The following is a 26,685-nucleotide window of genomic DNA, read 5'->3' on the forward strand; positions in this document are numbered from 1 at the left end:
CCTCTGGCGTTACAGGTAGGGGCGGTCCGGAGGGCCGCCTCAGGTTCTGGCATTCTCGAAGGCGGTCCAGGCCGCCTCGAAGCTCTGGAAGTCGAAGTCGGGGGCGCCGGCCGCCTCCATCACGATGGATTCCGTCCGCTGCATCTTCGCGATGGCGGCGGGCAGTTCGGCAAGGTGCGTCTCGGGGATGACCAGCGCGCCGTGGCGGTCGGCATGGACCCAGTCATCGGGCCGGACGGTCAGACCGAAGACTGTCACCGGACCCGCGACCTCGACCACGTGGACGAAGGCGTGGGAGGGCCCGATGTGCCCGGCGACGACAGGGAAGCCCGGGGCCAGGTCGCCCAGGTCGCGCATCACGCCGTTGGTCAGCGCACCGCTCAGGCCGAAGCCCTTGTGCACGGTGGTGTTGAGTTCGCCCCAGTAGGCGCCGACCGGGTGCGGGTCGATGTCCTCGACCACGGCAACGCGCGGGCCCGCGCCGTCCGCCATGTGGCGGTAGTAGTCCATGCGGCGGGCGCGGATCGTCGCGGCGGGTTCGGAGGGGGGCGCGGCGGCGCTGATCCGCGCGGTACGCGCCCGGCCGACCATGACGCCTTCGGGATCGCTGGACAGCGGGGTGCCCCGGGTGAAGGCATCGAAGCCGCGCTTGCCGTCGATCACCTCGATGGCGTTGCAGACGGTCGGCGTGTCGACGCTGCGCAGCAGGGCGAGGATGTCGGTCAGGTCAGCCATTGGATCAGGGCCTCCGTTGTCGTGTCGGGTTGTTCGAGCGTGGGCAGATGGCCCGCCCCGTCGATCACGCGATAGGTGGCGTGAGGCATGCAGCGGTGCATCAGGTCGTGCCTGTCGCGCGGACAAAGCCTGTCCTCCGCTCCGGTGAGGATCAGCGCCGGTCCCTTGTAGGCGCGCAGCGTGTCGCATTGGTCGGGCCGGTCGCGCAGGGCGATGCTCTGTCGGGTGAAAACGTCTGGCCCAAGGTCCAGGGCCATGTCGAGGCAGGTCCGCTCGATCCCGGCATCGGGCGCGGCGAGGTAGCGGGGAATGAAGGTGTCGCGCATCATCGCCGCCAGTTCACCGGCCTGCGCACGGGCAATCTGGGGGCCGCGGCCAGCCTGAACCGCCGCCGTCTCAGGCAGGGGGTTGGTGTCCAGCAGGGCCAGCCGTGCGACGCGGTCGGGGGACTGGCGGACGACCTCCATCGCGACGATGCCGCCCATGGAAAGCCCCGCCAGGGCGAAGCGGTCGGGGGCGTCGGCCAGCACCCGGGTGGCCATCTCCTGCACCGTGTCGTCGCGCGACAGGTCCGCGCAGAGGGGAGCATGATCAGACATCGCGGCCATCTGCGGCGCAAAGAGCCGGTCGTCACACATCATGCCGGGCAGGAAGAGCAGCGGCAGCGTCATGCGGCGGTCCATCCGCCGTCCACCATCAGCGCGGTGCCGGTCACCAGCCGCGAGGCGTCGGAGGCGAGGTAAAGCGCGGCTCCCATCAGGTCCTCGACCTCGCCCACGCGGTCCAGGGCGATCTTGCTCATCACCCATGCGCGCTTGTCCGGGTCGTTGAAGGTCGGCTCCGTCAGCGGGGTGCGGACGAAGGTCGGGCACAGCGTGTTGATGCGCACGCCCGCCGCGCCCCATTCCAGCGCCATCGCCTTCACCATACCCTCCAGCGCGTGTTTCGAGGCGCAATAGACCGCGCGATCCGGCCCGCCGACATGACCCATCTGCGAGGAGACGTGGATGATCGACCCTGGCTTGCCCGCCGCGATCAGCGACCGCGCTGCATGCTGCGACAGGAAATACGCGGCGCGCAGGTTCACCGCCATCACGGCGTCGAAGTCCGCGCCGGTGGTGTCGAGGGCAGGGGAGTGCCGTGCCATGCCGGCCGCGTTGACCACCACGTCGAACGGCCGGTCGAAGAAGGCCGCTACCTGATCCGTATCGGCAATGTCGCAGGCCTGTTTCCGGACCGCCCATCCTTCGGCCTGCATGGCCTCGACCGCTTCGGTCAGAGGGGCGGGGCGGCGTGCGACGCAAGTGACCTCCGCCCCGGCCTCGGCCAGTGCCACGGCGCACCCCAGCCCGATCCCCGAAGAGGCCCCGGTCACGAGCGCGCGGCGCCCGTCCAGTCGGAAGGAAGGTGTACGGGGCAGCATCGTCGGGTCCTCGGCAGTCGTGTTGAATACGTTTGCAATATCGGTATCCGCGACGCCGCATTCCTGCAAGCGATTTTTGCATACGATTGCAAAATGAGATGGGACCCAGCTGCGCTTGTCGGTCTCATGAGCGTGAAGACCGGCGGGCAGGGCCCTTGGCAACAGTGAGGAAAGGCCCCCGGTCGGACGGTCGCACATCAGCGATACGCCATTGTTCGCAGGGCCGGGAGCACCGCCGACGAACCAACTGACCGGCGCCCGACGCATGCCGGGATGATGCGCCGGAGCGACATGTGTCACTTTCCTCGCCAAACCTTGATTGGCGTTTGAGGCAGGCTGTCGTTAGATCGGGTTGGTCCGACAACAACAGCAGGCAATCTCATGCGAAGGCTTCTCTCACTCGGGATGGCGATCTGGATCGGACTCGCCGGCAGCACGGCTGGCGCAGAAACCACCCATCCTGTTGTCGTGGAGTTGTTCACCTCGCAAGGTTGTTCATCCTGTCCTCCCGCCGACGAACTGCTGGCGGAACTCGCCGACCGCGAAGACGTGATCCCCCTTGCCCTGCATGTCGACTACTGGGATTACATCGGCTGGAAGGACGTGTTCGCGACGCCAAAGGCCACCAAGCGCCAGAAGGGTTACGCCCGCGCCAACGGCTGGAAGATGATCTACACGCCGCAGATCATCGTGAACGGGCGCGAGGACGTGGTCGGATCCCGTCCGGGCCAGGTCGCCGCGCTGATCGAGGAGCACCGCTCCGATGTCAGCCACGTCGAACTCTCGCTGGAGCGGATGGGCGACCGTGTGCTGATCCGCGCGACCGGCGACGGAACGGAACGCCCCTGTGACATCCACGTGGTGCGCTACCTGCCGTCCGAAGAGGTCTCGATCGGGCGGGGCGAGAATGCTGGCAAGACGATCACCTACACCCACATCGTGCGCGACTGGGACGTGGCGGCGCGCTGGGACGGGCTAGGCACTTTCGAGGGCGCGGTCCCGGTGCCTGCGGGCACACCGGTCGTGGTCATCCTGCAGGAGCCGAAGAACGGCGCGATCCTCGCGGCCCGTCGCCTGCGCTGAGGCGTGCAGGTCAGTCTGGCGGGGCGGTCTCTGCGGCGCGGTACTTCGCCACGCGCTTGGGTTTCCAGCGCCGATGCGTCCACATCCACTGGCCGGGATCCTCTTCGATCCGTGCCTCCAGCCGGGCCGTGACCTCCGTCATCATGGTGACCGGATCTGTGTGCGGCACCGGCTCCTCGAACACCGCGTCAAAGCCGTACCGGTCCGCGTGCCGGATGCCGAAGTAGGGCAGCAAGAGCGCGTTTGTCCTGAGCGCGATCTCGGCGGGCGACGTTGCGGTGGGCGCGGGCTGGCCGAGGAAGTCGATCAGTTCGCCCGAGGATTCGAAGACGTCGAAAAGCATCGCCGCCATGCCGCCGGCACGCAGGTACTTCATCAGCCCCAGCGTGCCGCGGCGTCCCTGCACAAAGACCTCTCCGCCGACGTCGCGATAGTTCTGCACGTAGCGCTCGTTCATGTAGGGGTTGGACATGGCCCTGAGGAACCCCGCCGTCTGGTAGCCGCGGGCCAAAAGGGCCGCACGGGGCAGGACGGGGCTGCCGTAATGGCCACTGATCAGCAGCACCGGGCGACCCGCGGCGCGCGCCTCTTCCAGCGCGGGCAGGCCCGGTCCGGTCAGCGGGTAGCGGCTGCCGCGGGCCAGCATCTCCTTGGGGTCGTAATTCTCGATCAGCGCGCGGGCGAGGTTGTCGATGGCCTGTTCCGCGATCTCGCGCCTGCGCTCGGGCGGGGTGTCCGGCCAGACGAATTCGAGGTTGGCGTCGGCCCGCTTGTACCATCCCAGCGGCGGCGCAAGGCATTTGCGCGTCGTCCACCCGGCGAGGGCCAGCCGCTGGCGGGCGGGGAGCAGCCGGATCGTTCTGATGAACACGCTGAAGGCGATGTCGGCGAGCCGCTCGCTGAACCGGCCTTCGGGCGCGTCCTTTGATGTGTCTTCGCCAGTCGCCAAGGTCTGCCTTCCCGCGTTTGGCGGTGTTTTAGGTCGGGCGCCGGGCAGCGGCAAGGGGGCGGGCGCAACCTGCCGCGTACAGGACGAAGCGGTCCGGACCGGTGCGCCAACCGGCTGGGATATCCCGGAGCGCGGCGGTACAACTGCTCGGGACAAGAGGGAGGCACAGGACAATGAAAAGCGCGATCACCGCGGGCGGCGCGATCTTCGGCAAGCTCAAGGCCTTGGGCATCGACTATGTCTTTGCCAACTCCGGCACGGATTTCCCGCCCGTGATCGAAGGGCTGGTGGAGGCGCGGCGTCAGGGGCTGGATCTGCCGATCCCGGTGACGGTGCCGCACGAGCACGCCGCCGTTTCGATGGCGCATGGCGCGTGGCAGGTCACGGGACGCCCGCAGGCGGTGCTGCTGCACACCAATGTCGGGTTGTCGAACGGGGCGACCGGGCTGATCAACGCCTGGTGCGACCAGGTGCCGATGATCGTGATGTCCGGGCGGACGCCGGTCACAGAACACACACGTTTCGGCGCCCGGACAGTGCCCATCGGCTGGGGGCAGGAGATGTTCGATCAGGAAGCGCTGATCCGCGAGACCACAAAGTGGCACTATGAACTGCGCTTCCCCGAGCAGATCTCCGACCTTCTGGACCGCGCCTGGGCGATTGCCAATTCAACGCCGAAGGGGCCGGTCTACCTCAGCCTCCCGCGCGAAGTGCTGTGCGAGCCCTGTCCGCCGGAAGGTCTGGACCGCCCGTCGCGGATTGCGCCCGTCGTCACCGCGCCCGAACCTGCCGCCGTTCAGCGGGCGGCCGAGGCGCTGGTCGGCGCGGAGCGGCCGCTGATCCTTTCCCAGCGCGGCGCCGGCAGCGCGGAGGGGTTCGCGGCCCTTTCTCAGTTGTGCGACGACTTTGCCCTGCCGCTTTCGCACTACTGGTCGAACCAGATCGCATTGCCCATCGCGCATCCCATGCAGGTCGGTAGCGATCCGGCGCCGTGGCTGGAAGAGGCCGACGTCGTGCTGGTGCTCGACGCGCTGGCGCCGTGGTTCCCGGACAAGGTGACCCTGCGCGACGATGTGACGGTGATCCAGGCGGGGCCGGACCCGTTGTTCTCGCGCACGCCGGTGCGGATGTTTCCGGCTGCCATCACCCTGTCCGGACCCGTGGACGGAACGGTTGCGGCGCTCGGGGCGGCGATGTGGGCGCTTCCGCCGGACGCCGCGCGGGTGGAGGCGCGGCGAACCGTTGTTGCACAGGCATCGGACGCGGCACGCACCGCTGTTCGGGCGCAGGCAGAGGCGGGCCGGGGCGCCCCCATGAGCAAGGAATGGGTGGCGCTGTGCCTGGGCGAGGTGGTGAAGGGGCGCAAGGCCACGGTCTTCCACGAGTTGGGCTGCCCCCTGCAATCGCTGATGCTGGACCAGCCCGACAGCTATTTCCAGGAGCCGCATTCCGGCGGGCTGGGTTGGGGGTTGCCTGCCGCCATGGGGGCAAAGCTTGCCGATCCGGAGCGGCTGGTCTTCGCCACGATCGGCGACGGCAGCTACATGTTCGCCAACCCGACGGCCTGCCATCTGGTGGCAGAGGCGCAGGGGATCGCGGTCGTCACGCTGGTCCTGAACAACGAGGAATGGGGTGCGGTCCGGCACTCGGTGGAGGGGCTCTACCCGGAAGGGCACGCGCGGGCGACGAACGAGGTGCCGCTGACCTCCCTCCGGCCCAGCCCCGACTTTGCGCTCACCGCCGCCGCCAGCCGTGCCTGGACGGAGACGGTGACGGATGGGGCCGATCTGCCCGCCGCGCTGGAGCGCGCGGTGGAGGCCGCCGATGCAGGACGGCAGGCGCTGCTGAACATCGCCATTGCGCGGGTGACTTAAGCTCCGGAGAGTCTCCGGGTGGCGGGGGTGACCGACGTGCAAATACCGGAGACCGCGGAACGGGCGCTTGGCTGGTTTCCCTGATGCACGCGATGGGCGGAGGGGCGCCAAGCGTCTCCTCTGAGAAAGAGGGTTGCCGTCCCGAGGGACCTCCGATCCAAGGCGGGCAATCCACCCCCGGCACGCAAAAGGCCCTCTATTCGTCGGCGTCGGGGTCCAGCAACTCGATCTCGCCAACCGAAACCAGGTCGCGGATGGCAGAGACGACCGCCGCCATGGCCTTTTCCCCGACCTTCGGCTTGACGGATCCCTTGTTGCCGGCCTCTTCGCGCAGGTTTTCCGCCAGGCGTTTCGACATGTTGGACAGCAGGAATTCCGCGGTGCGCCGGTCCTCGTCCGAGGTGGCGGCGGCGAGTGCCACAGCAAGCGTATCGGGCGGCACGTCGCGGGTGATCTTCGGCACGTCGATGGCATTCAGCCGCTCCGGGATGTTGGCGAAGGTGAAGATCGCCTTGCGCACCGCCTCCGCAAACTCGGCGTCTTCCTGTTCGAGCTGCTGGAGCAGTTCCTCGCGCACGGCGCTGTTGGAATAGTTGAGGATTGCGCCCAGCCGTTCGTCGGGGCGTTTGACGAAGGCCTTTTCCGGCTCCGCGTCGATCTGGGCGGCCAGCGACAGGCCGATCCGGTCAACCGCATCCGGCGTGACCCCGGTGGTCATCGACACCGCGTAGGAGATCCGGCGCGCCTTGTCGCCGGGCAGTTTTGCCAGCACCTGCGCGGCCTTGCCCACGTCGATCTTGGACATCATGACCGCCGCGACCTCGGTGCTTTCGGACAGCACGAGCGCCTCCAGCCGTTCTACGGCAAGATCGTTGATGCGGTCCCATGGATCGCCGGTCTGGCGCACGCCTGCTTCTTTCCTCAGGCGGGACGCGGTACGGGGATTGATCCGCCCGTCCAGCGCGGTCAGCGCACCGGCCATGTCGCCGGGGAACGACAGACCGACCGATTCCAGCTCGTCCGAGAATTCCGTCACCACCTGATTCAGGGTCTCGCGGTCGATGTAGCGCATGTTGCCGAGGAGCATGGTCAGCTCCTCCTGCAGGTCGTCGGGCAGCGAGGCGAGCGGCACATCGCTTTCCTCGTTCAACAGGAATTGCACGATGATCGCCGCCTTCGCCTTCCGTGAGAGGGGCAGTCTGCCACCGCCGAAGGACGGACTCGGCAGGGCGGCGAGCGCATGCATGTTGGTCATTTGCGATCTCCGGGATAGCAGTCCGGATCACTTGCTAGCGGCTCAAGGTTGCTGGCCCGTTAAGGACGGCGTCCGAGGGCACCGGATTCACGCGATCTCTGGAGAGTTCGAGACAAAGCCGCGTGGCTTCCCCCCGATCGCTTAAGACGGCGTTAGGGAGGCCCGGCACACGATGCGGCAAGGACCGGGATTTGATGTTCCGTGGGGCAAAGCGAGAGAGGTTTCAGATGCAACGGATTGCCCGAAAACTGGAGTTCCCCGAACCGCAGGCGGTCGCTACGCCGCGGACCCGTTGCCTTGTCGTGGACGACGATGTGTTCGACCGGGCGATGCTGGGCCGTTGTATCGGCAAGGGCGTGACAGAGGTGGAGGTGCTCGAGGCCGATTCCATCGCGGCGGCGCGCGCCCATCTGGACCGGGTACGGCCAGATATCGTGCTTGTCGATCACCGGCTGCCGGACGGGCATGGCACGGAGTTCGCCCGGGAACTGATGTCGGATGAGGCGTTTGCCGACGTGCTGATCTGCGTTGTCAGCAGCGTCGATCCCAGTCTTCTGGATCCCGCCGTCGCCACCTTGCCGAAAGACGCGCTGAGCCGTGTTGGCCTGACGCGCATGGTTGAGGAGTTCCTGGAGCGGCGGCGCCTTTCACGGGCATCCGCCGACGGCGCGCTCGTCGCGGATTTCGGCGCCCATGTGAGCGACAGCCTCGATGCCGCCGTGGCGCGGATGCTGCGGACATTGCGCCGCGCCAAGTCTGGGGCGCGCAGGACGATCCCGCGTAGCGCGATGAACGATCTCGATCAACTGGAGCAGATGCTTCTCGCGCTGTCCGACGTGCGGCAGCGAGTGCATTGAAGCGCGTGGACCGTACCGCGCAACGCCAGGGCGAGAGGGAAGAAGCCCCGGCGCCACCGCGATACGGGAAAGGGGTCAGCCGGTGACGACCTTGCAGCTATGGGTGTCGGCGTCGTAGGCGGAACCTTCAGCGCAGGTCATGGCCTGCTTCTCATGCCACTGGCAGGCAGAGCCCAGCACCGGGACAAGGGTCAGGGCGGCGGCAGTGAGAATCGTCGTGATCTTCATCGGGTCGTCCTCCTGTTGGGATGGACGAAAAGGTAGCACGCAAATGCAACTTCTCAAAACGCCGGAGCGGAGGAGGGCATCTCACCATTCCGTGATGGCGGGTCAGGGTGTTGAGATTGGGCAGTCCCAATGCGCGAGAAGTCCCAGAAACGACCAGAGGTCGGCCAACGGGCGGAACGACAAATTCTCGGTCGCGTCCGCCGGCACGTCGCTGGTTCACAAACGCCCGTCCGTTGCCAGCAAACCGGTCAAGGGCGCATGGCACGTCAGTAGGTGTAGGTCGTACCGGTGGTGATCGCGTCGCGGAGGGAGGCCTCGGCCCATGTGCCGCGCCCGCCGCGGGCGATGATCTCGTCGTACTGGCGCTTGGCACCGACCCAGTCACCTTCCAGCACGAGGCCCTGGCCCATGTAGCTGCGGGCGAGGAGGTTGTCGGGGTTCTGCGCCAGCGCGGCATCGTACCAGCGCTTCGCACCGTCCATGTCGCCCGACATCCGCGCGATGAAGCCGCGGTAGGTCAGCACGCCGTCCGCCTTCTGGTCGTCCATGGCGTCCAGAACCATCAGCGCGTCGGCGAACTTCCCCTCGTATGCATAGCCGCGCACCGCTTCCAGCCGCATCATGTCGTCGACGTGTCCGCTTTGGGGTTTGACGCACTTGTCCGACATCACGTCGTAGACGTAGCCGGCCTTGCAGGCGGATTTTGGCGGCGTGGAACTGTCGGTGCCTGCGGCGAAGGCGGCGACGGGCAGCAGGCTTGTCAGAAGGGCGAGGCAGCGCATGGCGTTTGTCCCTGTCGATTGCATCCTGCAACAGAGATTAGCATGCGCCTGCCGCTTTTCGAGTGGGGAATAGACGGGAGTATGGAATACCCCCGGCTTTCAATGTCCGCGGCGTTTCGGTGAAACCGCGCGCCCGATCAGGGCGCGAATGGCGCCTCAGTCCTCGTGGAAGACCCGGGCAAAGATCGTGTCGACGTGCTTCGTGTGGTAGCCGAGGTCGAACTTCTCGTTGATCTCGTCCTCGGACAGCGCGGCGCGCACCTCGGCGTCGCCCAGCAGTTCCTCGCGGAAGTCGGTGCGGTTGTCCCAGACCTTCATCGCGTTGCGCTGAACGAGGCGGTAGGCGTCCTCACGGCTGACACCGGCCTGGGTGAGCGCCAGAAGCACGCGCTGCGACATGACCAGCCCGGGGAACTTGTTCATGTTGTCGAGCATGTTCTGCGGGTAGACCAGCAGCTTGTCGATGACGCCGGTCAGACGGTGCAGGGCAAAGTCCAGCGTGATCGTGGTGTCGGGGCCGATGTTGCGCTCCACCGAGGAGTGGGAGATGTCCCGCTCGTGCCAGAGAGCCACGTTTTCCATTGCCGGTATCACGGCCATGCGGACAAGCCGCGCGAGGCCGGTGAGGTTCTCGGTCAGGACCGGGTTCTTCTTGTGCGGCATCGCCGAAGAACCCTTCTGCCCCATCGAGAAGAACTCCGCGGCTTCCAGCACCTCGGTGCGCTGCATGTGGCGGATCTCGATGGCGATGTTCTCGATCGAGGAGGCGATGACGCCGAGCGTCGCGAAGAAGGCGGCATGACGGTCGCGCGGGATCACCTGGGTCGAGATCGGCTCCGGCACGAGGCCCATCTTTTCGCAGACGTGTTCCTCGACCGCCGGATCGATGTTGGCGAAGGTGCCGACCGCGCCGGAAATCGCGCCGGTGGCGATCTCGGCCCGCGCATCGCGCATCCGGCTGAGGTTGCGGTCCATCTCGGCATAGAAGCGGGCGAAGGTCAGGCCCATTGTGGTGGGCTCGGCGTGGATGCCGTGGCTGCGGCCGATGCGGACAGTGTCCTTGTGCTCGTAGGCGCGTTTCTTCAGCGCGGCGAGCAGCGCCTTGAGGTCAGCAATCAGGATGTCGGAGGCGCGGACGAGCTGCACGTTGAAGCAGGTGTCGAGCACGTCGGAGGATGTCATCCCCTGGTGGACGAAGCGCGCCTCGTCAGACCCCACGTGTTCGGCCAGGTGGGTGAGGAAGGCGATGACGTCGTGCTTGGTCTCGCGCTCGATCTCGTCGATGCGGTCGATGTCGAACTCGACGTCCTTGGCCTTCCAGACGGCCTCGGCGTTTTCGCGGGGGATGACGCCCAGATCGGCCATGGCGTCGCAGGCGTGGGCCTCGATCTCGTACCAGATGCGGAACTTGGTTTCGGGCGACCAGATGGCGACCATGTCGGGGCGGGAATAACGGGGAATCATCTGGGCCTCCTGCGGATGTCGGACGCAGGCGGTTTAGGGGCGGCGGGCGCAGGTCTCAAGAGGGTGTGGGGACTTGCGACGAATGGCGGCGGGGCGGGGCCGTGCATGCGCGGGGGCGGCGTGCGAAACGGCGACACGTCTGCCGGACCGTGCTAGACAGGAAGACCAAGGCGGATGGAGGCGTCCATGGCAGTGAATTTGGCGGATTTCATCGGGTGCTGGCGGGTGGAACGCGAGATCGCCCACGGAGACGGTTCGCGCGGGCGGTTCACCGGGACTGCGGAATGGGTGTCGGGCGAGGAGGGTGCGGACTACGTGGAGCGCGGCGTGCTGGAAGTCGGCGGCGGCGCGTTCCAGGCGGAGCGAAGCTACCGCTGGGGGCCGGGGCTGGACGTCTATTTCGAGGACGGCCGGTTCTTTCACGCGGTGCCGCCGGAGGGCGGAGAGGCCGCGCATTGGTGCGATCCGGACCAGTATGATGTCACCTACGATTTCACCCGGTGGCCGGAGTGGACGGCGCGCTGGCAGGTCCGGGGGCCGCGCAAGGACTACGTGATGACAAGCCGCTATGCCCCGCTGGCCGGGTAAGGGCATGTTTTGCCGGGGTTTTCCCGCTACGCCGTCCGATACCATTGGCTGTATACCGTCGTATCCATGTAACGTGTTGAAATGCTTGCGGAAATGGCTTTACATTGATGCTGCGGCGCGGCATCAACGCGACCGACCCTTGGAGACCTGACATGCCGCCGATCACCGATCACCCGCTGCGGTACAAGCTTGCCAACGAGCTTCACGCGCGGCCGTTTCCGTCGCTGACGACGCCGTGCCGGGCGGTCTACCTCGCGGTGAAACAACCCAAGGACGCGGCGTCCCGGGACCGCGACGAGGACTTTGCCCACCTGATCGACCTGCTGGACCGTCACGGCACCGCGCACCCGTCGCCGGGGGCCACGCATTTCAGCGCGCGGATAGGTCAGAACACGGTGAAGTGGGAGCAACATACGGAGTTCGTGACTTATACGGTTTTCCTGCCGGGGCTGGGGGAACGGCCCTTCGACCCGGCGGATTTCGCGGTTTTCCCGCAGGACTGGCTGGACAAGGCGCCGGGCGTCCGCGTCACTTCCGCCATGATCCGGGTGGAGCGGCGGATGGACGACGAGGAAATCCGTGCCCGGCTTGAAGACTGGCTGGTGCCCGAGAGCATCGCGGTCAGCGAGGTCATCGACCGGGAGGCGGTGATCGCCGGGGACTTCCGCATCGACTCCGCCGGCCACCAGCGGTTCGCCGTCTTCACCAAGCCGTCGGTCGGCCAGCGGCGCGCCGGGCGGATCGTGCAGCGGCTGTGCGAGATCGAGACCTACAAGAGCATGTCCATGCTGGGGTTCACCCGGATGAAGGAGGTCTCGCCGCGCATGGGCGAGATCGACCGCCAGCTAACGCGCCTGATGCAGGTGATGACGGAAAGCGAGGGGCACGAGGAGGCTACGTTGAAGACCCTGCTGGCGTCCTCCGCGGAGCTCGAGAAGATCTCGGCACAGGTGTCCTTCCGGCTGGGTGCGACTGAGGCCTACGAGGCCATCGTCGGCCAGCGGATCGCGGTCCTGCGGGAAGAGCGGTTCCAGGGGCGGCAGACCTTCTCGGAGTTCATGATGCGCCGGTACGATCCTGCCATGCGCACGGTGAAATCCTCTGCCCGTCGGCTGGAGAGCATGACGGCCCGGGCCACCCGCGCGGCGGACCTGCTGCGCACGCGGGTCGAGGTCGGTCGCTCGGCGCAAAACCAGCGGCTCCTGGAGAGCATGGACCGGCGGGCGGAGCTGCAATTGCGGCTGCAGCACACGGTCGAAGGGTTGTCGGTGGTGGCGATCAGCTACTACGCGGTGTCGCTGGTGTCCTATCTGTTGTACCCGGTGGCCGAGGCTTTGGGGCTGTCCAAAGGCACGATGACAGCGGCAGCGGTGGTGCCGGTGGTGCTGGTGGTCTGGCTGATGATCCGGCGCATCCGTCATCACGTCGAACAGGCGGGTCCGGACCTCTGATCGGGTTGCCTTGCGGCGGTGATCATGCGGCCTGCGCCTGCGCGCAGACAGGAAAAGCCCGGGCTGTGCCCGGGCCGCAGGGGGCGCTGCCCCCGCCTTCGGCTCCCCCGAGGTAATTATGCCAAGATGAAGGCCAGGGTCACTCTGCCGGTGCCATGGCGTGGGCGCCGCGGGGGGCTGTCTTGAGAAGCGCGTTGGTGAGGAGCCCGCCCGCGGCGATGCTTCCGATGGCGAGCAGCGCCGCGAAGGAGAGGGTAGGGACGCCGGAGAGGCCCGCGCCCACCGTGCAGCCGCCCGCGAGAACGCCGCCAAAACCCATCAGCATGGCGCCGGTCAGATAACGGCCGGTCTCGCGGGGCGTGGAGAAGCTTTGCCACTGCAGGCGCCCTGCGGCCGCGGCGGAGAGGAAGCTGCCAAAAAGCACGCCGAGGACGAGGCCCACGCCGAACCCTGCCGGGACCGCCGTGGAAGCGATGACCCAGAAGAGCGTCTCGGACCAGGTGGAGGTGAAGGCGAGGCTCTGCATCACCACCGGATCGAAATCGTCGTAAAGGATGAAGCCGGTGCCCGCCCAGGCGGCGGGGACGAGGAGGCCCAGTACGGCCGCACCGATGAGCGACAGCGGGCTCGCCTTGGAACGGGCCACGATCAGCAGGGCCACGATGGCGAGGACGGCGGTCCAGAGCCATGCGCCCCCGGGCAGGCTGGCGAGGCCGGTCGTGGCGCCGAGGTCGACCGTCACGCTGCCGAGCGTGGTGCGGATCGGGGAGGCGATGCCCTTCAGCAGGGAATGAGCGGTGATCGCGAAGACCGCCAGAACGGTCAGCGCGCGCAGGTTGCCAGTGGCACTGAGCACCGTCAGGCGGGAGACGCAGCCCCGGGTCAGAACCATGCCTGCGCCGAAGGCCAGACCGCCCACAAGCACGGCCAGCCACGGCAGGTCGGAGGCCATGAAGCGGTGATCGTCGAAGGTGATCAGGCCTGCCGCCACGGCGGCCTGCGTGCCGATCAGCGCGGTGGCCAGCGCCATGAACCAGACGCCGGACGCGGCGCGGCGGTCTTCACCGACAAGCGCGCGGCGGAAACAGAACTTCGTACGTTCGGCGAGCACGCCGAAGAGGAGCCCGAGGCCCACGGCCAAGTAGACCGCGGCCTGCGGCGCGGTGAGATTTTCGAAGCCGAGAGATTCGTACATGGGGGCCTCCATCAGGAACAGCGTTCCATCTGGGGCAAAAGGACCGGGCAATCAACACTTCATACTATGTAGCGCGGTCGGAAAGCGGGGATGGCTTCCCGATTCCGTCCGGATTGATGAAATCGTGGTCTCTTGTGGACCGGCAGGGCCGGAGCGGCTTTTCCCAGGGACGGGATGGCGCCGCCGGGCGTTCTTATTTTTCAAGGGAGGCCGGAAATGCAAAAGGAGCGCCCCGCAGGGCACTCCTTCACCTTATGTGCGCAGCGCATGGAGACAGCCGGTCAGGCTCAGTCCATGGCTTTGAAGTTGAACTCGCCACCTTCCTTGATGCCGGAGAACCAGCGCGCGGTGACGGTCTTGGTCTTCGTGTAGAAGCGGAAGGCGTCGGGGCCGTACTGGTTCAGGTCGCCGAAGGCCGATTTCTTCCAGCCGCCGAAGGTGTGGTAGGAGAGCGGCACCGGGATCGGGAAGTTGATGCCGACCATGCCCACGTTCACCCGGTGCGCGAAGTCACGTGCGGTGTCGCCGTCGGCGGTGTAGATCGCCGTACCGTTGCCGTAGGGGTTGTCGATCACAAGGTTCAGCGCATCCTCGTAGCTCTCGGCGCGGACGGTCGACAGGACGGGGCCGAAGATCTCTTCCTTGTAGATGTCCATGTCCGGGGTGACGTTGTCGAACAGCGACGGGCCACAGAAAAAGCCGTTCTCGTAGCCCTGAAGCTCGAAGCCGCGGCCGTCGATTACCAGCTTGGCGCCCTGGTCCACGCCGGAGGAGATGAGCCCTTCGATGCGGGTCTTGGCCTGCGCGGTGATGACCGGGCCATAGTCCACGTCTGCGTCCGAGGTGTAGGGGCCGACCTTCAGTTTCTCGACGCGGGGGACAAGGGCGTCGATCAGCTTGTCGGCGGTTTCCTGGCCCACCGGAACGGCGACGGAGATCGCCATGCAGCGCTCGCCCGCGGCGCCGTAGCCCGCACCCACCAGAGCGTCCGCTGCCTTGTCGATGTCGGCGTCCGGCATGATGATCATGTGGTTCTTGGCGCCGCCGAAGCACTGGGCGCGCTTGCCGTTGGAGGCGGCGCGGCCATAGATGTACTGCGCGATGGGGGTCGAGCCGACGAAGCCCACGGCGGCGATGTCCTCGTTGTCGAGGATCGCGTCGACCACCTGCTTGTCGCCGTTCACCACCTGCAGGACACCGTCTGGCAGGCCGGCTTCCTTGATCAGTTCGGCAAGCCTCAGGGCGGTGGAGGGCACACGCTCGGACGGCTTGAGGATCATCGCGTTGCCGCAAGCCAGGGCCGGGGCCATCTTCCACAGCGGGATCATGGCGGGGAAGTTGAACGGCGTGATGCCGGCCACGACACCCAGCGGCTGGCGCATGGAGTAGAGGTCGATGCCCGGGCCGCCGTCATCGGTGAATTCGCCCTTCAGCATGTTGGGCGCGCCCATGCAGACCTCGACCACCTCGAGACCGCGCTGCACGTCGCCGCGCGCGTCGGGCAGGGTCTTGCCGTGTTCTTTCGAGACCAGTTCGGCCAGTTCGTCCATGTGCTCGTTGATGAGCTGGCCGAACTTCATCATCACGCGGGCGCGGCGCTGCGGGTTGGTGGCGCCCCAGGCCTTCTGAGCTTCCACGGCCTTGGCTACGGCATCGTTCAGCTCTTCCACGGTGGACAGCGGCGTCTTCGCCTGCACTTCGCCGGTGGCGGGATTGTAGACGTCCGAGGTGCGGCCCGACGTCGATTTGACGTGCTGGCCGTTGATCCAGTTGGTGAGTTCGGTCATGGCAGTCCTCCAGAGTTCGTTCTTGCGCGGACCCTACTCTTGCAATTTTGCGCAAGGAAGGGGCAGTTTGACAAATAGGTCTTGCAGGAGTGCAAAATGGACTGGGACGATCTGCGCGTTTTCCTTGCCGTTGCCCGGGGGGAAAGCCTGTCGGCGGCGGGGCGGGTGCTGCGCATGGACCCCGCGACGGTTGGGCGCCGGGTGGCACGGCTCGAACAGGGACTGGGCGCGCCACTCTTCGCGAAATCGCCGCAGGGTTACGCGCTGACGGAGGCCGGGGCGCGGCTGGTCGACCATGCGGAATCGGCGGAACAGGCGGCGCTGCTGGCGGCGGAGGCGGTCAAGGGCCGGTCGGAGGGGCTGTCGGGGCAGGTGCGGATCGGGGCGCCGGATGGCTGCGCCAATTACCTCCTGCCGCAGGTCTGCGCGGCGATTGCCGATCAGAACCCTGAACTTGAGGTGCAGATCGTCGCCCTGCCGCGCGTGGTCAACCTGTCCCGCCGCGAGGCCGACATGGCCATTGCCGTCTCTCCGCCGACGGCGGGGCGGCTCGTCGTGCAGAAGATTGCCGACTACCGGCTGCATCTTGCGGCAAGCGACGCCTATCTTGCGGCAAACGCCCCCATCAGGACGCTCGACGATCTGCGCGGCCACAGGATCGTCGGCTACATTCCTGACATGATCTTCGACAAGGAACTGGACTACCTCGCCGACCTGGGCATGAACCGGGTGGAGCTGGCGTCGAACTCCGTTGCTGTGCAGTTCCAGTGGATCAAGGGGGGCGCCGGGCTGGGCATCGTGCACGACTTTGCCCTGCCGCAGGCCGAAGGTGTCAAACGCCTGCTGACGGACGAGATGGAGTTGATACGGTCCTTCTACCTTGTTCGGCACGCCGACGACCGGCGGCTCGAGCGGATGAACCGGTTTGCCGAGGCGCTGGTTGCCGGGATGCGTGCCGAACTGGCCCGGCTGGAGGTGCAGGCCGGTCTGTAAATACGCCTTATGTCGGTGCCCGGGCCGGGGTTTCCGCCAAATGGCTGACTTGACAGGTTGTCGCACCTCGGTGACGCTGGGTGAAAGTCATCGCAGACGAGGAGCATCGCCATGCAGGTCCAGCAGATTCTGAAGAGCAAGGGCATCGACAGCGTGTATACGGTCAAACCGGGCACGAAGGTCGCCGATGCAGCCAAGATCCTTGCGGAAAAACGGATCGGGACGGTGGTGATTTCTTCGGATGGCGTGGTGGCAGAGGGCATCCTGTCCGAACGCGACATCGTGCGGGTGCTGGCCTCGAACGGGGCGGGCTGCCTATCGGACGCGGTCGACGACTACATGACGAAGAAACTGGTGACCTGCGCACGCGGCGACAACGCCGACGAGATCCTTTCCAAGATGACGGAGGGCCGGTTCCGCCACATGCCCGTGGTGGAGGACGGCAAGATGGTCGGGCTCATCACGCTGGGCGACGTGGTCAAGGCGAAGCTGAGCGAACTGGCGATGGAGAAGACGGCCCTCGAAGGCATGATCATGGGGCACTGACGCCTCTCTGGGACCCTCCAGGCGCCTGTTCCATACCCGGCCGCAGACGCGTCCGCCTGAGCTTGCCGCTGACAGCCGAAAACCACGTGCTGTCATCTTCGATCCCGAGGCGCGGACCGGGGGTCTCGGGTTTCCCCCTTGCATTCACTGGCGCAATATTGTTGCGTTTGCGCGCGGCGAGCAATACGGGGGAGCCTCAAAATGCGCATCGGCCTCTATCCAGGCACCTTCGATCCCATAACTCTGGGCCATATCGACATCATCCGCCGCGGGGCCACCTTGGTCGACCGGCTGGTGATCGGTGTCGCGATCAACCGGGACAAGGGGCCGCTGTTCACGCTGGAAGAGCGCGTGGCCATGGTCGAGGCCGAGTGCGTCGGCATCGCCGAAGAGACCGGCTGCGAGATCATCGCCCATCCGTTCGAGAACCTGCTGATCGACTGCGCCCGTGACGTCGGCGCCTCGGTCATCGTGCGCGGCCTGCGTGCCGTCGCGGATTTCGAATACGAATACCAGATGGTCGGCATGAACCGCTCGCTCGACGATTCGGTTGAGACGGTGTTCCTGATGGCGGAGGCGCGGCATCAGGCGATTGCCTCGAAACTGGTGAAGGAGATCGCCCGGCTGGGCGGGGACGTGTCGAAGTTCGTGACGCCGCCGGTGCGCGACGCGCTCGAGGCGCGCCTGGGGTGAGAGCGCGCCGCGCAGTCCTGCTGGCCGTGGCCGTTGGTGTCCTGCTGTACGCGGCTTACGCCGTGGCGGCGGTGTCGGTGCATACCCGTCTGGTCTATCCGTTTCACAACCAGACCGAACTGATGGAGCCGGGCTTCGACGCGCAGGACGTGCCGACCGACGCGGGCCCGTTGCGGGTCTACAAGCACGTGGGTGAGGCGGACGCGCCGGTCGTCATGTACTTCATGGGCAACGTCGGCGCGTTGACCGCCTTCGCCCCCATGCTGCGGCATCATGCGGAGGCCGGGCGCAGCGTCGTGGCCATGGGCTATCGCGGCGGCGGGGGCGTGCCCGGAACACCGTCCGAAGACCGCCTGAAGGCCGACGCACTGGCAGCGTATGACGCCCTGCCGCAACTGGTGGGCAAAGACGGCCCGGTCATTGTGCACGGCTATTCTTTGGGCACGGGCCTTGCGCTGCATGTCGCGGCAGAGCGGTCGGTGGACGGGCTCATCCTCGCGGCGCCCTACGCGCGGCTGTGCGAGCTGATGGCTGCGCGCTCCTTCCTGCCCGCCTGCCTGGTCCCCGGCGTCCAGAAGTGGCAAAGCCTGAACGACGCGCGCCGGGTGACGGCCCCTTCGCTGGTGTTGCACGGAACGGTGGACGGTCTGATCCCCTTCGGCCACGGCGAACGCGTGGCCGCCGCACTGGAAGCGGCCGGGAGCGACACGTCGCTGGTCCCGATCGAGCTGGGCGGTCATGACGACCTGTTCGGCAAGCCTGGTTACCTGACGGGCATCGACGCGTTCATCGACGGCATCGCCCGCTGAATTTCCATCCACTTCCACTCGCTTCTGGCGCGCCGGTTTGGTCCATGCCGAGGTGGTCCTGAGGCGTAAGATGTTGGCGGGTCTGCAGACACGCAGTTCGCGGCTCTTCCTGACATCGAAGTGATCGGCTCCGACCCGCGCAGTCAATGCTGCATGGCAGCGTTAAGATTGCCCTTAGGTTGCTTTGCATTCCGTGCATGGCGACCCGGCCCATACGACAATTGTGCTGCGCCGCAGCGTGACTATGTTGGCGGTAACGAAACGCAGACTGAAAGGAAACGACATGAGCTTCGTTAGCAACTTCCGCGGCCGGATGGCGAAACGCGCCGAGTACAAGCGCACCCTGTTCGAACTGACTTCCATGCCGGAAGACACCGCCCGCGACCTGAACATCGCACGCGCCGACATGCCGCGCATCGCCTACCAGGCGGTCTATGGTGGCTGAACCAGACGCGACCCGCGGACAGGACACCGCAGAATTCGAAAGGCGCCGCCCCTTGTGAGGACGGCGCCTTTTTCTTTGTGCCGGCATCAATGTGCCCGGCAGGGGCGGACGGGCCGCCCCGGGGCCAAATGCCTCAGATCAGCTTGCCCATGGCGACAGCAGTGTCCGACATGCGGTTGGAGAAGCCCCACTCGTTGTCATACCACGTCAGTATGCGGCACATCGTGCCGTCCATGACCTTGGTCTGGTCGGTGTGGAAGATCGACGAATGCGGGTCGTGGTTGAAGTCCGACGACACCAGCTTCTTGTCCGTGTAGCCGAGGATGCCCTTCAGCGGGCCGTTGGCTGCGGCGCGGATCGCGTCGTTGATTTCCTCGACCGTGGTCGGGCGCGCGGCCTCGAACGTCAGGTCGACGACAGAAACGTTGGGCGTGGGCACCCGGATCGCCACGCCGTCCAGCTTGCCGTTCAGTTCCGGCAGAACGAGACCCACGGCCTTGGCCGCGCCGGTCGAGGTCGGGATCATCGACAGCGCCGCGGCGCGGGCGCGGTAGAGGTCCTTGTGCATCGTGTCCAGCGTCGGCTGGTCGCCGGTGTAGGAGTGGATCGTGGTCATGAAGCCCTTCACGATGCCGATCTCGTCGTTCAGCACCTTGGCGACCGGCGACAGGCAGTTCGTTGTGCAGGACGCGTTCGAGACGATCAGGTCGTCCTTGGTCAGTTCGCCGTCGTTCACGCCGAAGACGATGGTCTTGTCGGCATCGGTGCCCGGAGCGGAGATCAGCACGCGCTTCGCACCGGTCGACAGGTGCGCCTGGCATTTCTCTTTCGAGGTGAAGATGCCGGTGCATTCCATGATGACGTCGACATCGCCCCAGGGCAGCTCGGCCGGGTTGCGGATCGCTGTGACCTTGATCGGGCCGCGGCCCACGTCGATGCTGTCGTCGGTGTGCGTCACCTCGACCGGGAAACGGCCGTGCACGCTGTCGTACTGCAGCAGGTGGGCATTGGTCTCGACCGGGCCGAGGTCGTTGATCGCGACCACTTCGATGTCGGTGCGGCCGGACTCGATGATGGCACGCAGCACGTTGCGGCCGATGCGGCCGAAACCGTTGATGGCGACTGTGACGGTCATGGGAGTGTCCTCTCTGTAGCAGTCTTCTGCAGCGAGCGTCCGCGGCGTGGCGCGCCCGGTCAAGTGATGTTAACGCTACCAAGCATCCGGCACCCGCGAAGTCAAGGGCGCGGCGGGTGCTGCGACGGCTCTGGCGGCAGTCCAACGGCACGCGCCAAGGGTCACGGCATGGTGTCGCCGGGATGGGCAGGGTCGGCGGTTCGGGATGCCCGGGCGTTCAGCGCCAGAAGGCAACGTAGTCGATCAGCCAGTAGAGCTTTTTGCCGAGGAACAGCAGGTTGGCCCCGTCGTACAGCGTCAGGTCCGCGGCGATCAGGACCGCGATTATCCCGCCGAGGATGAGGGCCAGTTTGTTGGTCATGCTGCGCTCCGCTTGCCTTTGCCGGTCATGCCAGAGCGCGGGGACGCTGTCACGCCTTTGCGCGGGCCGCGAGGATGAAGAGCACGGCGATCACCGCAGAGGCCACGATGTTCAGGTTCGCCATCGACAGGCCGAACATTTCCCACGGAATCTCGTCGCAGCGGATGACGGGCGCGTTCATGATCTGGTCGAACAGCTCGTCCGTGCTCAGGTTGCCGACCGGGCCGCCGGAACAGGTTGTCGGACCTTCCCACCAGCCACGCTCCACCCCGGTGTGATAGACCGCGATGCCGGAGGACGACCCCGCACCGGCGGCGCCGATCCACAGGAGCACCCGGGCCGGGACGAACAGCGCCACGACCCCGGCGGCGATCGCGGCAAAATGGCCGTAACGCTGCCAGTAGCACAGTTTGCAGGGATAAAGCCCGCCGATGTACTGGAAGCCGAGCGCCCCGAGGATCAGCGCGGCAGAACCGAGGGTGGCGAGCAGGGTCAGTGTCTTGCGGGTCATATGTATCTCAGCAACAGGAAGCCACCCACAAGAAGCGCGACGAACGCCGTGAACACAAGCCCCAGATACCTCTCGATGAAGTCACGAATGGGTGCGCCGAAGGCATATAGCAGACCGGCTACCACGAAGAAGCGGATCGCGCGGGCGATGAGGGCGGTGGTGAGGAAGGTGGCCAGCGGCATCGCGGTCCAGCCGGACATGATCGTGATGACCTTGAACGGGAAGGGCGTGACGCCCGCGATCAGGACCGCCCAGAACCCGGCGCCGTTGAAGGTGGCGTTGAACTCCACCATCTTGTCGGCCTTGCCGAAGAACTCGAGGATCGGCTGGCCCAGCGTTTCGAAGAAGAAGAAGCCGATGCCGTAGCCAAGGAGGCCACCCAGCACCGAGGACAAGGTGGCCACGAGGGCGATCAGCCAGGCGCGGGAAGGTGCCGCGAGGATCATCGGGATCATCAGCACGTCCGGCGGGATCGGAAAGATCGAGGCCTCGATGAAGGAGACAAGGGCAAGGACAAGCAACGCGTGCTGCCCACCTGCCTGCGCCATGGTCCAGTCGTAGATGCGGCGCATCGCGCACTCCTTTTCGCTGTCGCAGCGATTGAACATGGCGGGCCGGGGGCGTCAAGCTGTGCGGTTTGACACTTTACGACGCGGATCGGGGCCGCTAAATGTCGGGCCCGGGCCCAAGTGGCGGAATGGTAGACGCAGGGGATTCAAAATCCCCCGGCCGAAAGGTCATGTCGGTTCGAGTCCGACCTTGGGTACCAGCCTGAAAATCCTCAGACATTCCTGGATGACGTGACGCGGAACAGGGCCTGGTCCTGACGGACGAGGTGCGGGCATAGTGGTGGTCGCATCGGTCGACGATTGCCGTTCGGCGGCCAGCCGGCGCCACAGGTGCGCGGCCCAAAGGAGACACAACTGCGGCGTCCCGTGCGCACTTCGTAGGCGGAGGACGATGACGCCTTGCGGTCGGCGCCGGCCGAGCGTGGTGGCCGTGTCCCGGTTCCCGGCCGCTTTGAGGCGGGGCGGCGGTGTTTGGATCGTCCGCCAGGTGAAGCGGCCGGTTCGTACCTGGCAAGTCCGCCAAGACGACACAATTCAACCTAAGCGCAAGCTGAAACAAACAGAACGCACTTGCCACAATTGCGGTCAGTCAAGCGCAGAAGTCGCACGTATGTTGGCCGACATGATGGTTTCACACCTCGGCGGGCGTTGTTTCAGGCGAAATCTGGCCGAAAAGTGACCCCTTTACTTGCAGGCAAAGGTCTACTTAGGGTTGAATTGGGCGGAAGTGCCCAATTTGCCTCGAATGATTCGGGTGATTTACGCCTTCCTCGGCACGATCTGGTGACCAATTTGGCCCAGTCTGCGGAATTGGTTCGTCTGAAAGGACAAAACGACAAGACTTGTGGCAACCTGACGCTCACGACGCAGCCTAAATTGGGCCTCATTTCACTGTTTCCGTTTTGAGACATAATGTGGGGTGTGAGGCTCGCGTGCGCACAATATATGGTGCATTTTCCAGCCGGTGCGTCAATATCTGGCTTCACCTGTTGCAGCCTGAGATACAATTTCCAGCCAAACGCCCGCGATACTTGCCTTTTTTCGCCCGATTTGCGGCGCGGATGCGGCGAAGGCTGCCCGGATTGCGCCATTTTTCCTTTCCGACTGGGGCAGCTTCGCCGTATTAACGTTTCAAGCCCAACTGGGGGGTGAAGACATTGGCCACGGGGGCGGCCGCTGAACGGCTCGGGTTTCGATGACCCGGCGTGACGCGAGGGGGGAGAATCCTCCCGTGCCGCTAAGGTGTTCTTCGTCCACGAAAAAACGTGGGTAGAGGCAACACCCGACACGTCGGGATATCCAGAGCAGTGCAGATGAGGAAACGGGCAGTGCCGTGGGCATTGTCATGGCGCGCATACGCCAGGGGCATGCCCCCACGACGATATAGAGGGTCTATAGTATGGCTGACTTGGTTCTGGATTGGGGTCTTATCGGGGCCTTCGGCACAACACTGACCGACACCGACGTGTTGGGAGGCGGCGTGTCCGCAACGGTGGACACCGGCGGCGTGGCCGTCGACGTCACGTACGACGGTATCTCGCCCGGCGCACAGGCGATCACGTTCAACGCTCCGGCCTACTTGGCAGATGGCGAAACGTTCGATCCGCAGTCGCACCTGAAGCTCGTGGGCGAGGTCGAGGGGTTTGCCCAGGCGACCTCCACCACCACCCTGGATTTCCGGTCGACCGACTCCGCGCTCTATACCAACAGCGTGCAGAACGTGTCCTTCCGACTGAACGACATCGACACCGGCACAACCGGTGACAAGACGGGCGTCGCGGGCTCCTTCGAGGACATCGTGACGATCACCGCATACGACGCTGCGGGCAACCCGGTCCCGGTGACCATCACGCCGTCTGGCACGGCAGCGGTGAACGGCTCCACGATCGATGGCGAGACCCGGACCGACGATTTCGAAACGCCGGAAGGCTCCGCGCTGGTGGAAATCGAAGGTCCGATCAGCCAGATCGTCATCGAATACGCGAACGGCGGCGAGTCCGACCAGCGCATTCTGATCTCCGAAGTCGAGTTCTCCACCGTTGACGTGGCAGACAACCTGCCGCCGAGCGCCGTTGACGACAGCGCCAGCACCGACGACGATACGCCGGTCGTGGTGGACGTGACCGCGAACGACACCGATCCGGAAGGCGACACGCTGACCGTGACCTCTGTCGGTACCCCGGCCAACGGCACCGCCGAGATCGATCCGACCACGGGCGAGGTGATCTACACCCCGAACACCGGTTTCGTGGGCACCGACACTTTCACCTACACGGTGAACGACGGCACCCCGGGCAACGACTCCACCGCGACTGTCACCATCACCGTGACCGACGGCGGCACGCCGACCAACATCCCGCCGGTGGCAATGGACGACATCGTTTCCACCGACCCGGCGACCCCGGTGGTGATCGAGCCGCTGAGCAACGACACCGACGCTGATCCCGCCGACGTGCTGACCGTGACTTCCATCGGGACGCCGGCCAACGGTACCGCGACGCTGGACCCGACCACGGGCGAAGTGACCTACACGCCCAATGCCGGCTTCGTCGGCGTGGACCGCATCTCCTACACCATTTCCGATGGCAACGGCGGCACCGACTCGGCCGAGATGATCGTGGGCGTGGGCGTAGAGATCTCCGAAGGCCGCATCGACACCGACGTGTTCCCGGTTGCACCCGGCCTGCAGCCGTTCGACCCGCTCGACGGTTTCGACGAAGATCCGGACCCGTCCGACGACCTCGACTCCGAAACCGGCACCTCTGGCGCGGACCTGATCTCTACCGGTGACGACGACGACACCATCGTCGCGGGCGGCGGTGCGGACACCGTCCTTCCGGGTATCGACGACGACCTCGTCGACCTCGGCGGCGGCGACGACTACCTGTACGACGTGCAGGGCTCCGACACCATTTACGGCGGCCAGGGCCATGACACGATCATCGCGGGCACCGACACCTTCTCCGATTACGAGAACGACGATCCGGCCTTTGCACCGGGCAGCCCGCTGCGCGATGTCTTCGGTTTCACCAGCGACCCGAACCAGGAAGACGGCCGTGACTCCATCGACGGCGAAGGCGGCGACGACTACATCGAGACCGGCGACGACCGCGACACCATCACTGGCGGTGGCGGCAACGATACCATCGACGGCGGCATCGACGACGACCTGATCCGTGGCAACCAGGGCGACGACTCCCTGATCGGCGGCCATGGTTCCGACACCATCGACGGTGGCCAGGGCCATGACTACATCGACGGCTCCAACATCGCGACGCTGGAACTGACCGACGACATCGACGTCAACACCGAGAACGACCGTGACCTGCTGCAGGGTTTCCTCGGCAACGACACGATCTTTGGCGGCGATGACGACGACACGCTGCAGGGTGGTTCCGGCGACGACTACCTCGACGGTGGCATCGACGACGACGAGATCTCTGGCGGCGACGACAATGACACGCTGATCGGCGGGCAGGGCAACGACACGCTGAACGGCGGTGCCGGGGTCGACGACATTCAGGGCGGGTCCGACCGCGACGTGATCTTCGTGGACAGCGCGGCGCATGGCGCCGGCGACGTCGTGGACGGTGGCTCCGGCGGCTTTGTCGACGTGGCCGACCCGGCGGATGCGCCGAACCAGGACTACGACATCCTGAACCTGTCCGGCGTGGGCCAGCGCGATGTCGACTGGCGCCTGACCAACGTGACCACCGACTCCAACGGCAACGGCATCGACGGCACCGTCGAGTTCCTTGACGGCTCGGGCGCAGTGACCGGCACCATGGACTTCTTCGAGATCGAGGAAGTGGTGCCCTGCTTCACCCCCGGCACGCTGATCGCCACACCGCGCGGCGAGCGTCTGGTCGAGGACCTGAAGGTCGGCGACCGGGTCATCACCCGCGACAACGGGATCCAGGAGATCAAGTGGGTCGGCCGCAAGGACCTGACCGGGCATGAACTGGCGCGCAAGCCGCACCTGAGCCCGGTGCTGATCAAGCAGGGCTCGCTGGGCAACAACCTGCCGGAGCACGACACGCTGGTATCTCCGAACCACCGCGTGCTGGTGGCGAACGACAAGACCGCCCTCTACTTCGAAGAGCGCGAAGTCCTTGTCGCCGCCAAGCACCTGCTGGGTCTGGAGGGTGTCGAAGAAGTGGAAGTGGGTTCTGTCTCCTACATCCACATCATGTTCGACCAGCACGAAGTGGTGCTGTCGAACGGCGCATGGACCGAGAGCTTCCAGCCCGGCGACTACAGCCTTGCCGGCATCGGCAATGCCCAGCGTCAGGAAATTCTGGAACTGTTCCCGGAGCTGGCCGAAGCGGAAGGCATCAAGGCCTATGCCTCTGCCCGCCGCTCGCTGAAGAAGCACGAGGCCGCGCTGCTGACGCGCTGAACGGAATATGCAGCCATCGCCGCTTGATGCGGCGATGGGAAAAGGGCGGCCCCAAAGGTCGCCCTTTTTCTTTCCAAGAGTTTTAAGGGAAATCAATCAATTAACAGGATCGCAATCCTTGTGAGCCAAGATCGGGAAGGGCTGGAGATGGCTGGACCGATGGCGAAGACGGACAAACACTGCCTTATCGTGGACGATCAGGAATTCGACAGGCGCATGATGCGCCGTGTCTTTGCCAAGCAGTGCCCGAACGTACCGATGATCGTCGCCCGCGATCTGAAGGAAGCCCGCCAACGGCTGAAGGACGGACAGATCTCCATCGTCTTTCTGGACAACGCTTTGCCGGACGGCATGGGCGTAGACCTCGTTCAGGAAATGGCGAACGACAAGGCGTTGAAGGGCGTGCCGGTGGTCATCGTCAGCGACTTCCCGTCACCGTTCATGTACGCGAAGGCGAAGGCCGCCAATGTCTGCGAGGTTTGGGCAAAGCGGGATTTCGTCGGACCGTCCGTGCAGCGGGTCATGACCCGGCATGCGCGGCTGAACTGATCCA

General features: G+C 65.7%; 26 protein-coding genes and 1 tRNA gene. 13 read left to right on the forward strand and 14 right to left on the reverse strand.

Features of this window, described 5'->3' with window-relative positions; translation table 11 throughout:
- Positions 1-39: 39 nt before the first annotated feature.
- The 3 genes from CDO87_RS18540 to CDO87_RS18550 are packed head-to-tail and all read right to left on the reverse strand — an operon-like array spanning position 40 to position 2,158.
- Positions 40-735 (reverse strand): RraA family protein, encoded by a 696-nt coding sequence (locus CDO87_RS18540; protein ID WP_198521750.1) that lies wholly within the window; start codon positions 733-735, stop codon positions 40-42.
- Positions 723-1,406 carry an alpha/beta fold hydrolase gene (locus CDO87_RS18545; protein WP_100931034.1) on the reverse strand — a complete coding sequence of 228 codons (684 nt, stop codon included), beginning with the start codon at positions 1,404-1,406 and terminating at the stop codon, positions 723-725. Before CDO87_RS18545 ends, CDO87_RS18540 begins: the two co-directional genes overlap by 13 nt.
- The gene (locus tag CDO87_RS18550) at positions 1,403-2,158 is read right to left on the reverse strand and encodes an SDR family NAD(P)-dependent oxidoreductase (protein WP_100930155.1); all 756 of its coding nucleotides are present in this window, start codon (positions 2,156-2,158) and stop codon (positions 1,403-1,405) included. The genes CDO87_RS18545 and CDO87_RS18550 overlap by 4 nt, the downstream gene beginning before the upstream one ends.
- Before the next feature lie 381 nt (positions 2,159-2,539).
- Here CDO87_RS18550 and CDO87_RS18555 point away from each other — a divergent pair, with 381 nt between their 5' ends.
- Positions 2,540-3,241, forward strand: a complete 702-nt coding sequence (locus tag CDO87_RS18555) for a thioredoxin family protein (protein ID WP_254698207.1) — start codon at positions 2,540-2,542, stop codon at positions 3,239-3,241.
- Between the two features lie 10 nt (positions 3,242-3,251).
- Here CDO87_RS18555 and CDO87_RS18560 read toward each other — a convergent pair whose 3' ends face one another.
- Positions 3,252-4,190: a lysophospholipid acyltransferase family protein gene (locus CDO87_RS18560; protein WP_100930157.1), complete on the reverse strand. Its 939-nt coding sequence runs from the start codon at positions 4,188-4,190 to the stop codon at positions 3,252-3,254.
- Between the two features lie 173 nt (positions 4,191-4,363).
- On the opposite strand from CDO87_RS18560, the gene CDO87_RS18565 reads away from it, so the two are divergent.
- Entirely contained in the window at positions 4,364-6,064 is a 1,701-nt protein-coding gene (locus CDO87_RS18565; protein WP_100930158.1) for a thiamine pyrophosphate-requiring protein, read from the forward strand.
- Positions 6,065-6,260: 196 nt separating this feature from the next.
- On the opposite strand, the gene CDO87_RS18570 is transcribed toward CDO87_RS18565, so the two are convergent.
- Positions 6,261-7,319 (reverse strand): FliG C-terminal domain-containing protein, encoded by a 1,059-nt coding sequence (locus CDO87_RS18570; RefSeq protein WP_100930159.1) that lies wholly within the window; start codon positions 7,317-7,319, stop codon positions 6,261-6,263.
- A 227-nt stretch (positions 7,320-7,546) separates the two neighbouring features.
- On the opposite strand from CDO87_RS18570, the gene CDO87_RS18575 reads away from it, so the two are divergent.
- On the forward strand, positions 7,547-8,176 hold the full coding sequence (locus tag CDO87_RS18575) for a response regulator (RefSeq protein ID WP_157815043.1): 630 nt from the start codon (positions 7,547-7,549) through the stop codon (positions 8,174-8,176).
- 75 nt (positions 8,177-8,251) lie between these two features.
- Here CDO87_RS18575 and CDO87_RS18580 read toward each other — a convergent pair whose 3' ends face one another.
- The 3 genes from CDO87_RS18580 to purB form a co-directional block, all read right to left on the reverse strand.
- Positions 8,252-8,404, reverse strand: a complete 153-nt coding sequence (locus CDO87_RS18580) for an adenylosuccinate lyase (RefSeq protein WP_100930161.1) — start codon at positions 8,402-8,404, stop codon at positions 8,252-8,254.
- A 266-nt stretch (positions 8,405-8,670) separates the two neighbouring features.
- Complete coding sequence (locus CDO87_RS18585) at positions 8,671-9,186, reverse strand: hypothetical protein (protein ID WP_100930162.1); 516 nt, start codon at positions 9,184-9,186, stop codon at positions 8,671-8,673.
- A gap of 156 nt (positions 9,187-9,342) precedes the next feature.
- On the reverse strand, positions 9,343-10,650 hold the full coding sequence (gene purB / locus CDO87_RS18590; protein ID WP_100930163.1) for an adenylosuccinate lyase: 1,308 nt from the start codon (positions 10,648-10,650) through the stop codon (positions 9,343-9,345).
- A 186-nt stretch (positions 10,651-10,836) separates the two neighbouring features.
- Between purB and CDO87_RS18595 the strand changes: the two genes are divergently transcribed.
- Together CDO87_RS18595 and CDO87_RS18600 are read left to right on the forward strand one after the other, a co-directional pair.
- The gene (locus tag CDO87_RS18595; RefSeq protein ID WP_254698208.1) at positions 10,837-11,238 is read left to right on the forward strand and encodes a DUF6314 family protein; all 402 of its coding nucleotides are present in this window, start codon (positions 10,837-10,839) and stop codon (positions 11,236-11,238) included.
- Between the two features lie 152 nt (positions 11,239-11,390).
- On the forward strand, positions 11,391-12,689 hold the full coding sequence (locus CDO87_RS18600; protein ID WP_100931035.1) for a DUF3422 family protein: 1,299 nt from the start codon (positions 11,391-11,393) through the stop codon (positions 12,687-12,689).
- A gap of 139 nt (positions 12,690-12,828) precedes the next feature.
- On the opposite strand, the gene CDO87_RS18605 is transcribed toward CDO87_RS18600, so the two are convergent.
- Entirely contained in the window at positions 12,829-13,884 is a 1,056-nt protein-coding gene (locus CDO87_RS18605; protein ID WP_100930165.1) for a YeeE/YedE family protein, read from the reverse strand.
- A gap of 287 nt (positions 13,885-14,171) precedes the next feature.
- Positions 14,172-15,671 (reverse strand): CoA-acylating methylmalonate-semialdehyde dehydrogenase, encoded by a 1,500-nt coding sequence (locus tag CDO87_RS18610; protein ID WP_100930166.1) that lies wholly within the window; start codon positions 15,669-15,671, stop codon positions 14,172-14,174.
- A gap of 96 nt (positions 15,672-15,767) precedes the next feature.
- On the opposite strand from CDO87_RS18610, the gene CDO87_RS18615 reads away from it, so the two are divergent.
- The 5 genes from CDO87_RS18615 (at position 15,768) to CDO87_RS27055 (ending at position 19,157) form a co-directional block, all read left to right on the forward strand.
- Entirely contained in the window at positions 15,768-16,664 is an 897-nt protein-coding gene (locus tag CDO87_RS18615) for a LysR family transcriptional regulator (RefSeq protein ID WP_100930167.1), read from the forward strand.
- Between the two features lie 111 nt (positions 16,665-16,775).
- Entirely contained in the window at positions 16,776-17,210 is a 435-nt protein-coding gene (locus tag CDO87_RS18620) for a CBS domain-containing protein (RefSeq protein WP_100930168.1), read from the forward strand.
- A 201-nt stretch (positions 17,211-17,411) separates the two neighbouring features.
- Complete coding sequence (gene coaD / locus CDO87_RS18625) at positions 17,412-17,903, forward strand: pantetheine-phosphate adenylyltransferase (RefSeq protein ID WP_100930169.1); 492 nt, start codon at positions 17,412-17,414, stop codon at positions 17,901-17,903.
- Positions 17,900-18,712 (forward strand): alpha/beta hydrolase, encoded by an 813-nt coding sequence (locus CDO87_RS18630; protein WP_100930170.1) that lies wholly within the window; start codon positions 17,900-17,902, stop codon positions 18,710-18,712. The genes coaD and CDO87_RS18630 overlap by 4 nt, the downstream gene beginning before the upstream one ends.
- 283 nt (positions 18,713-18,995) lie before the next feature.
- The gene (locus CDO87_RS27055; protein ID WP_198521751.1) at positions 18,996-19,157 is read left to right on the forward strand and encodes a hypothetical protein; all 162 of its coding nucleotides are present in this window, start codon (positions 18,996-18,998) and stop codon (positions 19,155-19,157) included.
- A 133-nt stretch (positions 19,158-19,290) separates the two neighbouring features.
- On the opposite strand, the gene gap is transcribed toward CDO87_RS27055, so the two are convergent.
- The 4 genes from gap to CDO87_RS18645 form a co-directional block, all read right to left on the reverse strand.
- Entirely contained in the window at positions 19,291-20,292 is a 1,002-nt protein-coding gene (gap, locus tag CDO87_RS18635) for a type I glyceraldehyde-3-phosphate dehydrogenase (RefSeq protein WP_100930171.1), read from the reverse strand.
- Between the two features lie 217 nt (positions 20,293-20,509).
- A complete protein-coding gene (locus CDO87_RS27060) occupies positions 20,510-20,653 on the reverse strand; it encodes a hypothetical protein (protein WP_198521752.1) in 144 nt (47 codons plus the stop codon).
- Positions 20,654-20,702: 49 nt separating this feature from the next.
- Positions 20,703-21,164, reverse strand: coding sequence for a disulfide bond formation protein B (locus tag CDO87_RS18640; RefSeq protein WP_100930172.1), 462 nt, complete (start codon positions 21,162-21,164; stop codon positions 20,703-20,705).
- Positions 21,161-21,736: a YqaA family protein gene (locus CDO87_RS18645; RefSeq protein WP_100930173.1), complete on the reverse strand. Its 576-nt coding sequence runs from the start codon at positions 21,734-21,736 to the stop codon at positions 21,161-21,163. The genes CDO87_RS18640 and CDO87_RS18645 overlap by 4 nt, the downstream gene beginning before the upstream one ends.
- Positions 21,737-21,847: 111 nt before the next feature.
- Here CDO87_RS18645 and CDO87_RS18650 point away from each other — a divergent pair.
- From CDO87_RS18650 to CDO87_RS18660, 3 genes are all read left to right on the forward strand, one after another.
- Positions 21,848-21,933: transfer RNA gene (locus tag CDO87_RS18650), tRNA-Leu, on the forward strand.
- Positions 21,934-23,132: 1,199 nt separating this feature from the next.
- The gene (locus tag CDO87_RS18655) at positions 23,133-26,132 is read left to right on the forward strand and encodes a Hint domain-containing protein (RefSeq protein ID WP_100930174.1); all 3,000 of its coding nucleotides are present in this window, start codon (positions 23,133-23,135) and stop codon (positions 26,130-26,132) included.
- 147 nt (positions 26,133-26,279) lie between these two features.
- Positions 26,280-26,681, forward strand: a complete 402-nt coding sequence (locus CDO87_RS18660; RefSeq protein WP_254698209.1) for a response regulator — start codon at positions 26,280-26,282, stop codon at positions 26,679-26,681.
- Positions 26,682-26,685 lie beyond the last annotated feature (4 nt).

Source organism: Sagittula sp. P11 (assembly GCF_002814095.1).
Lineage (GTDB): Bacteria > Pseudomonadota > Alphaproteobacteria > Rhodobacterales > Rhodobacteraceae > Sagittula.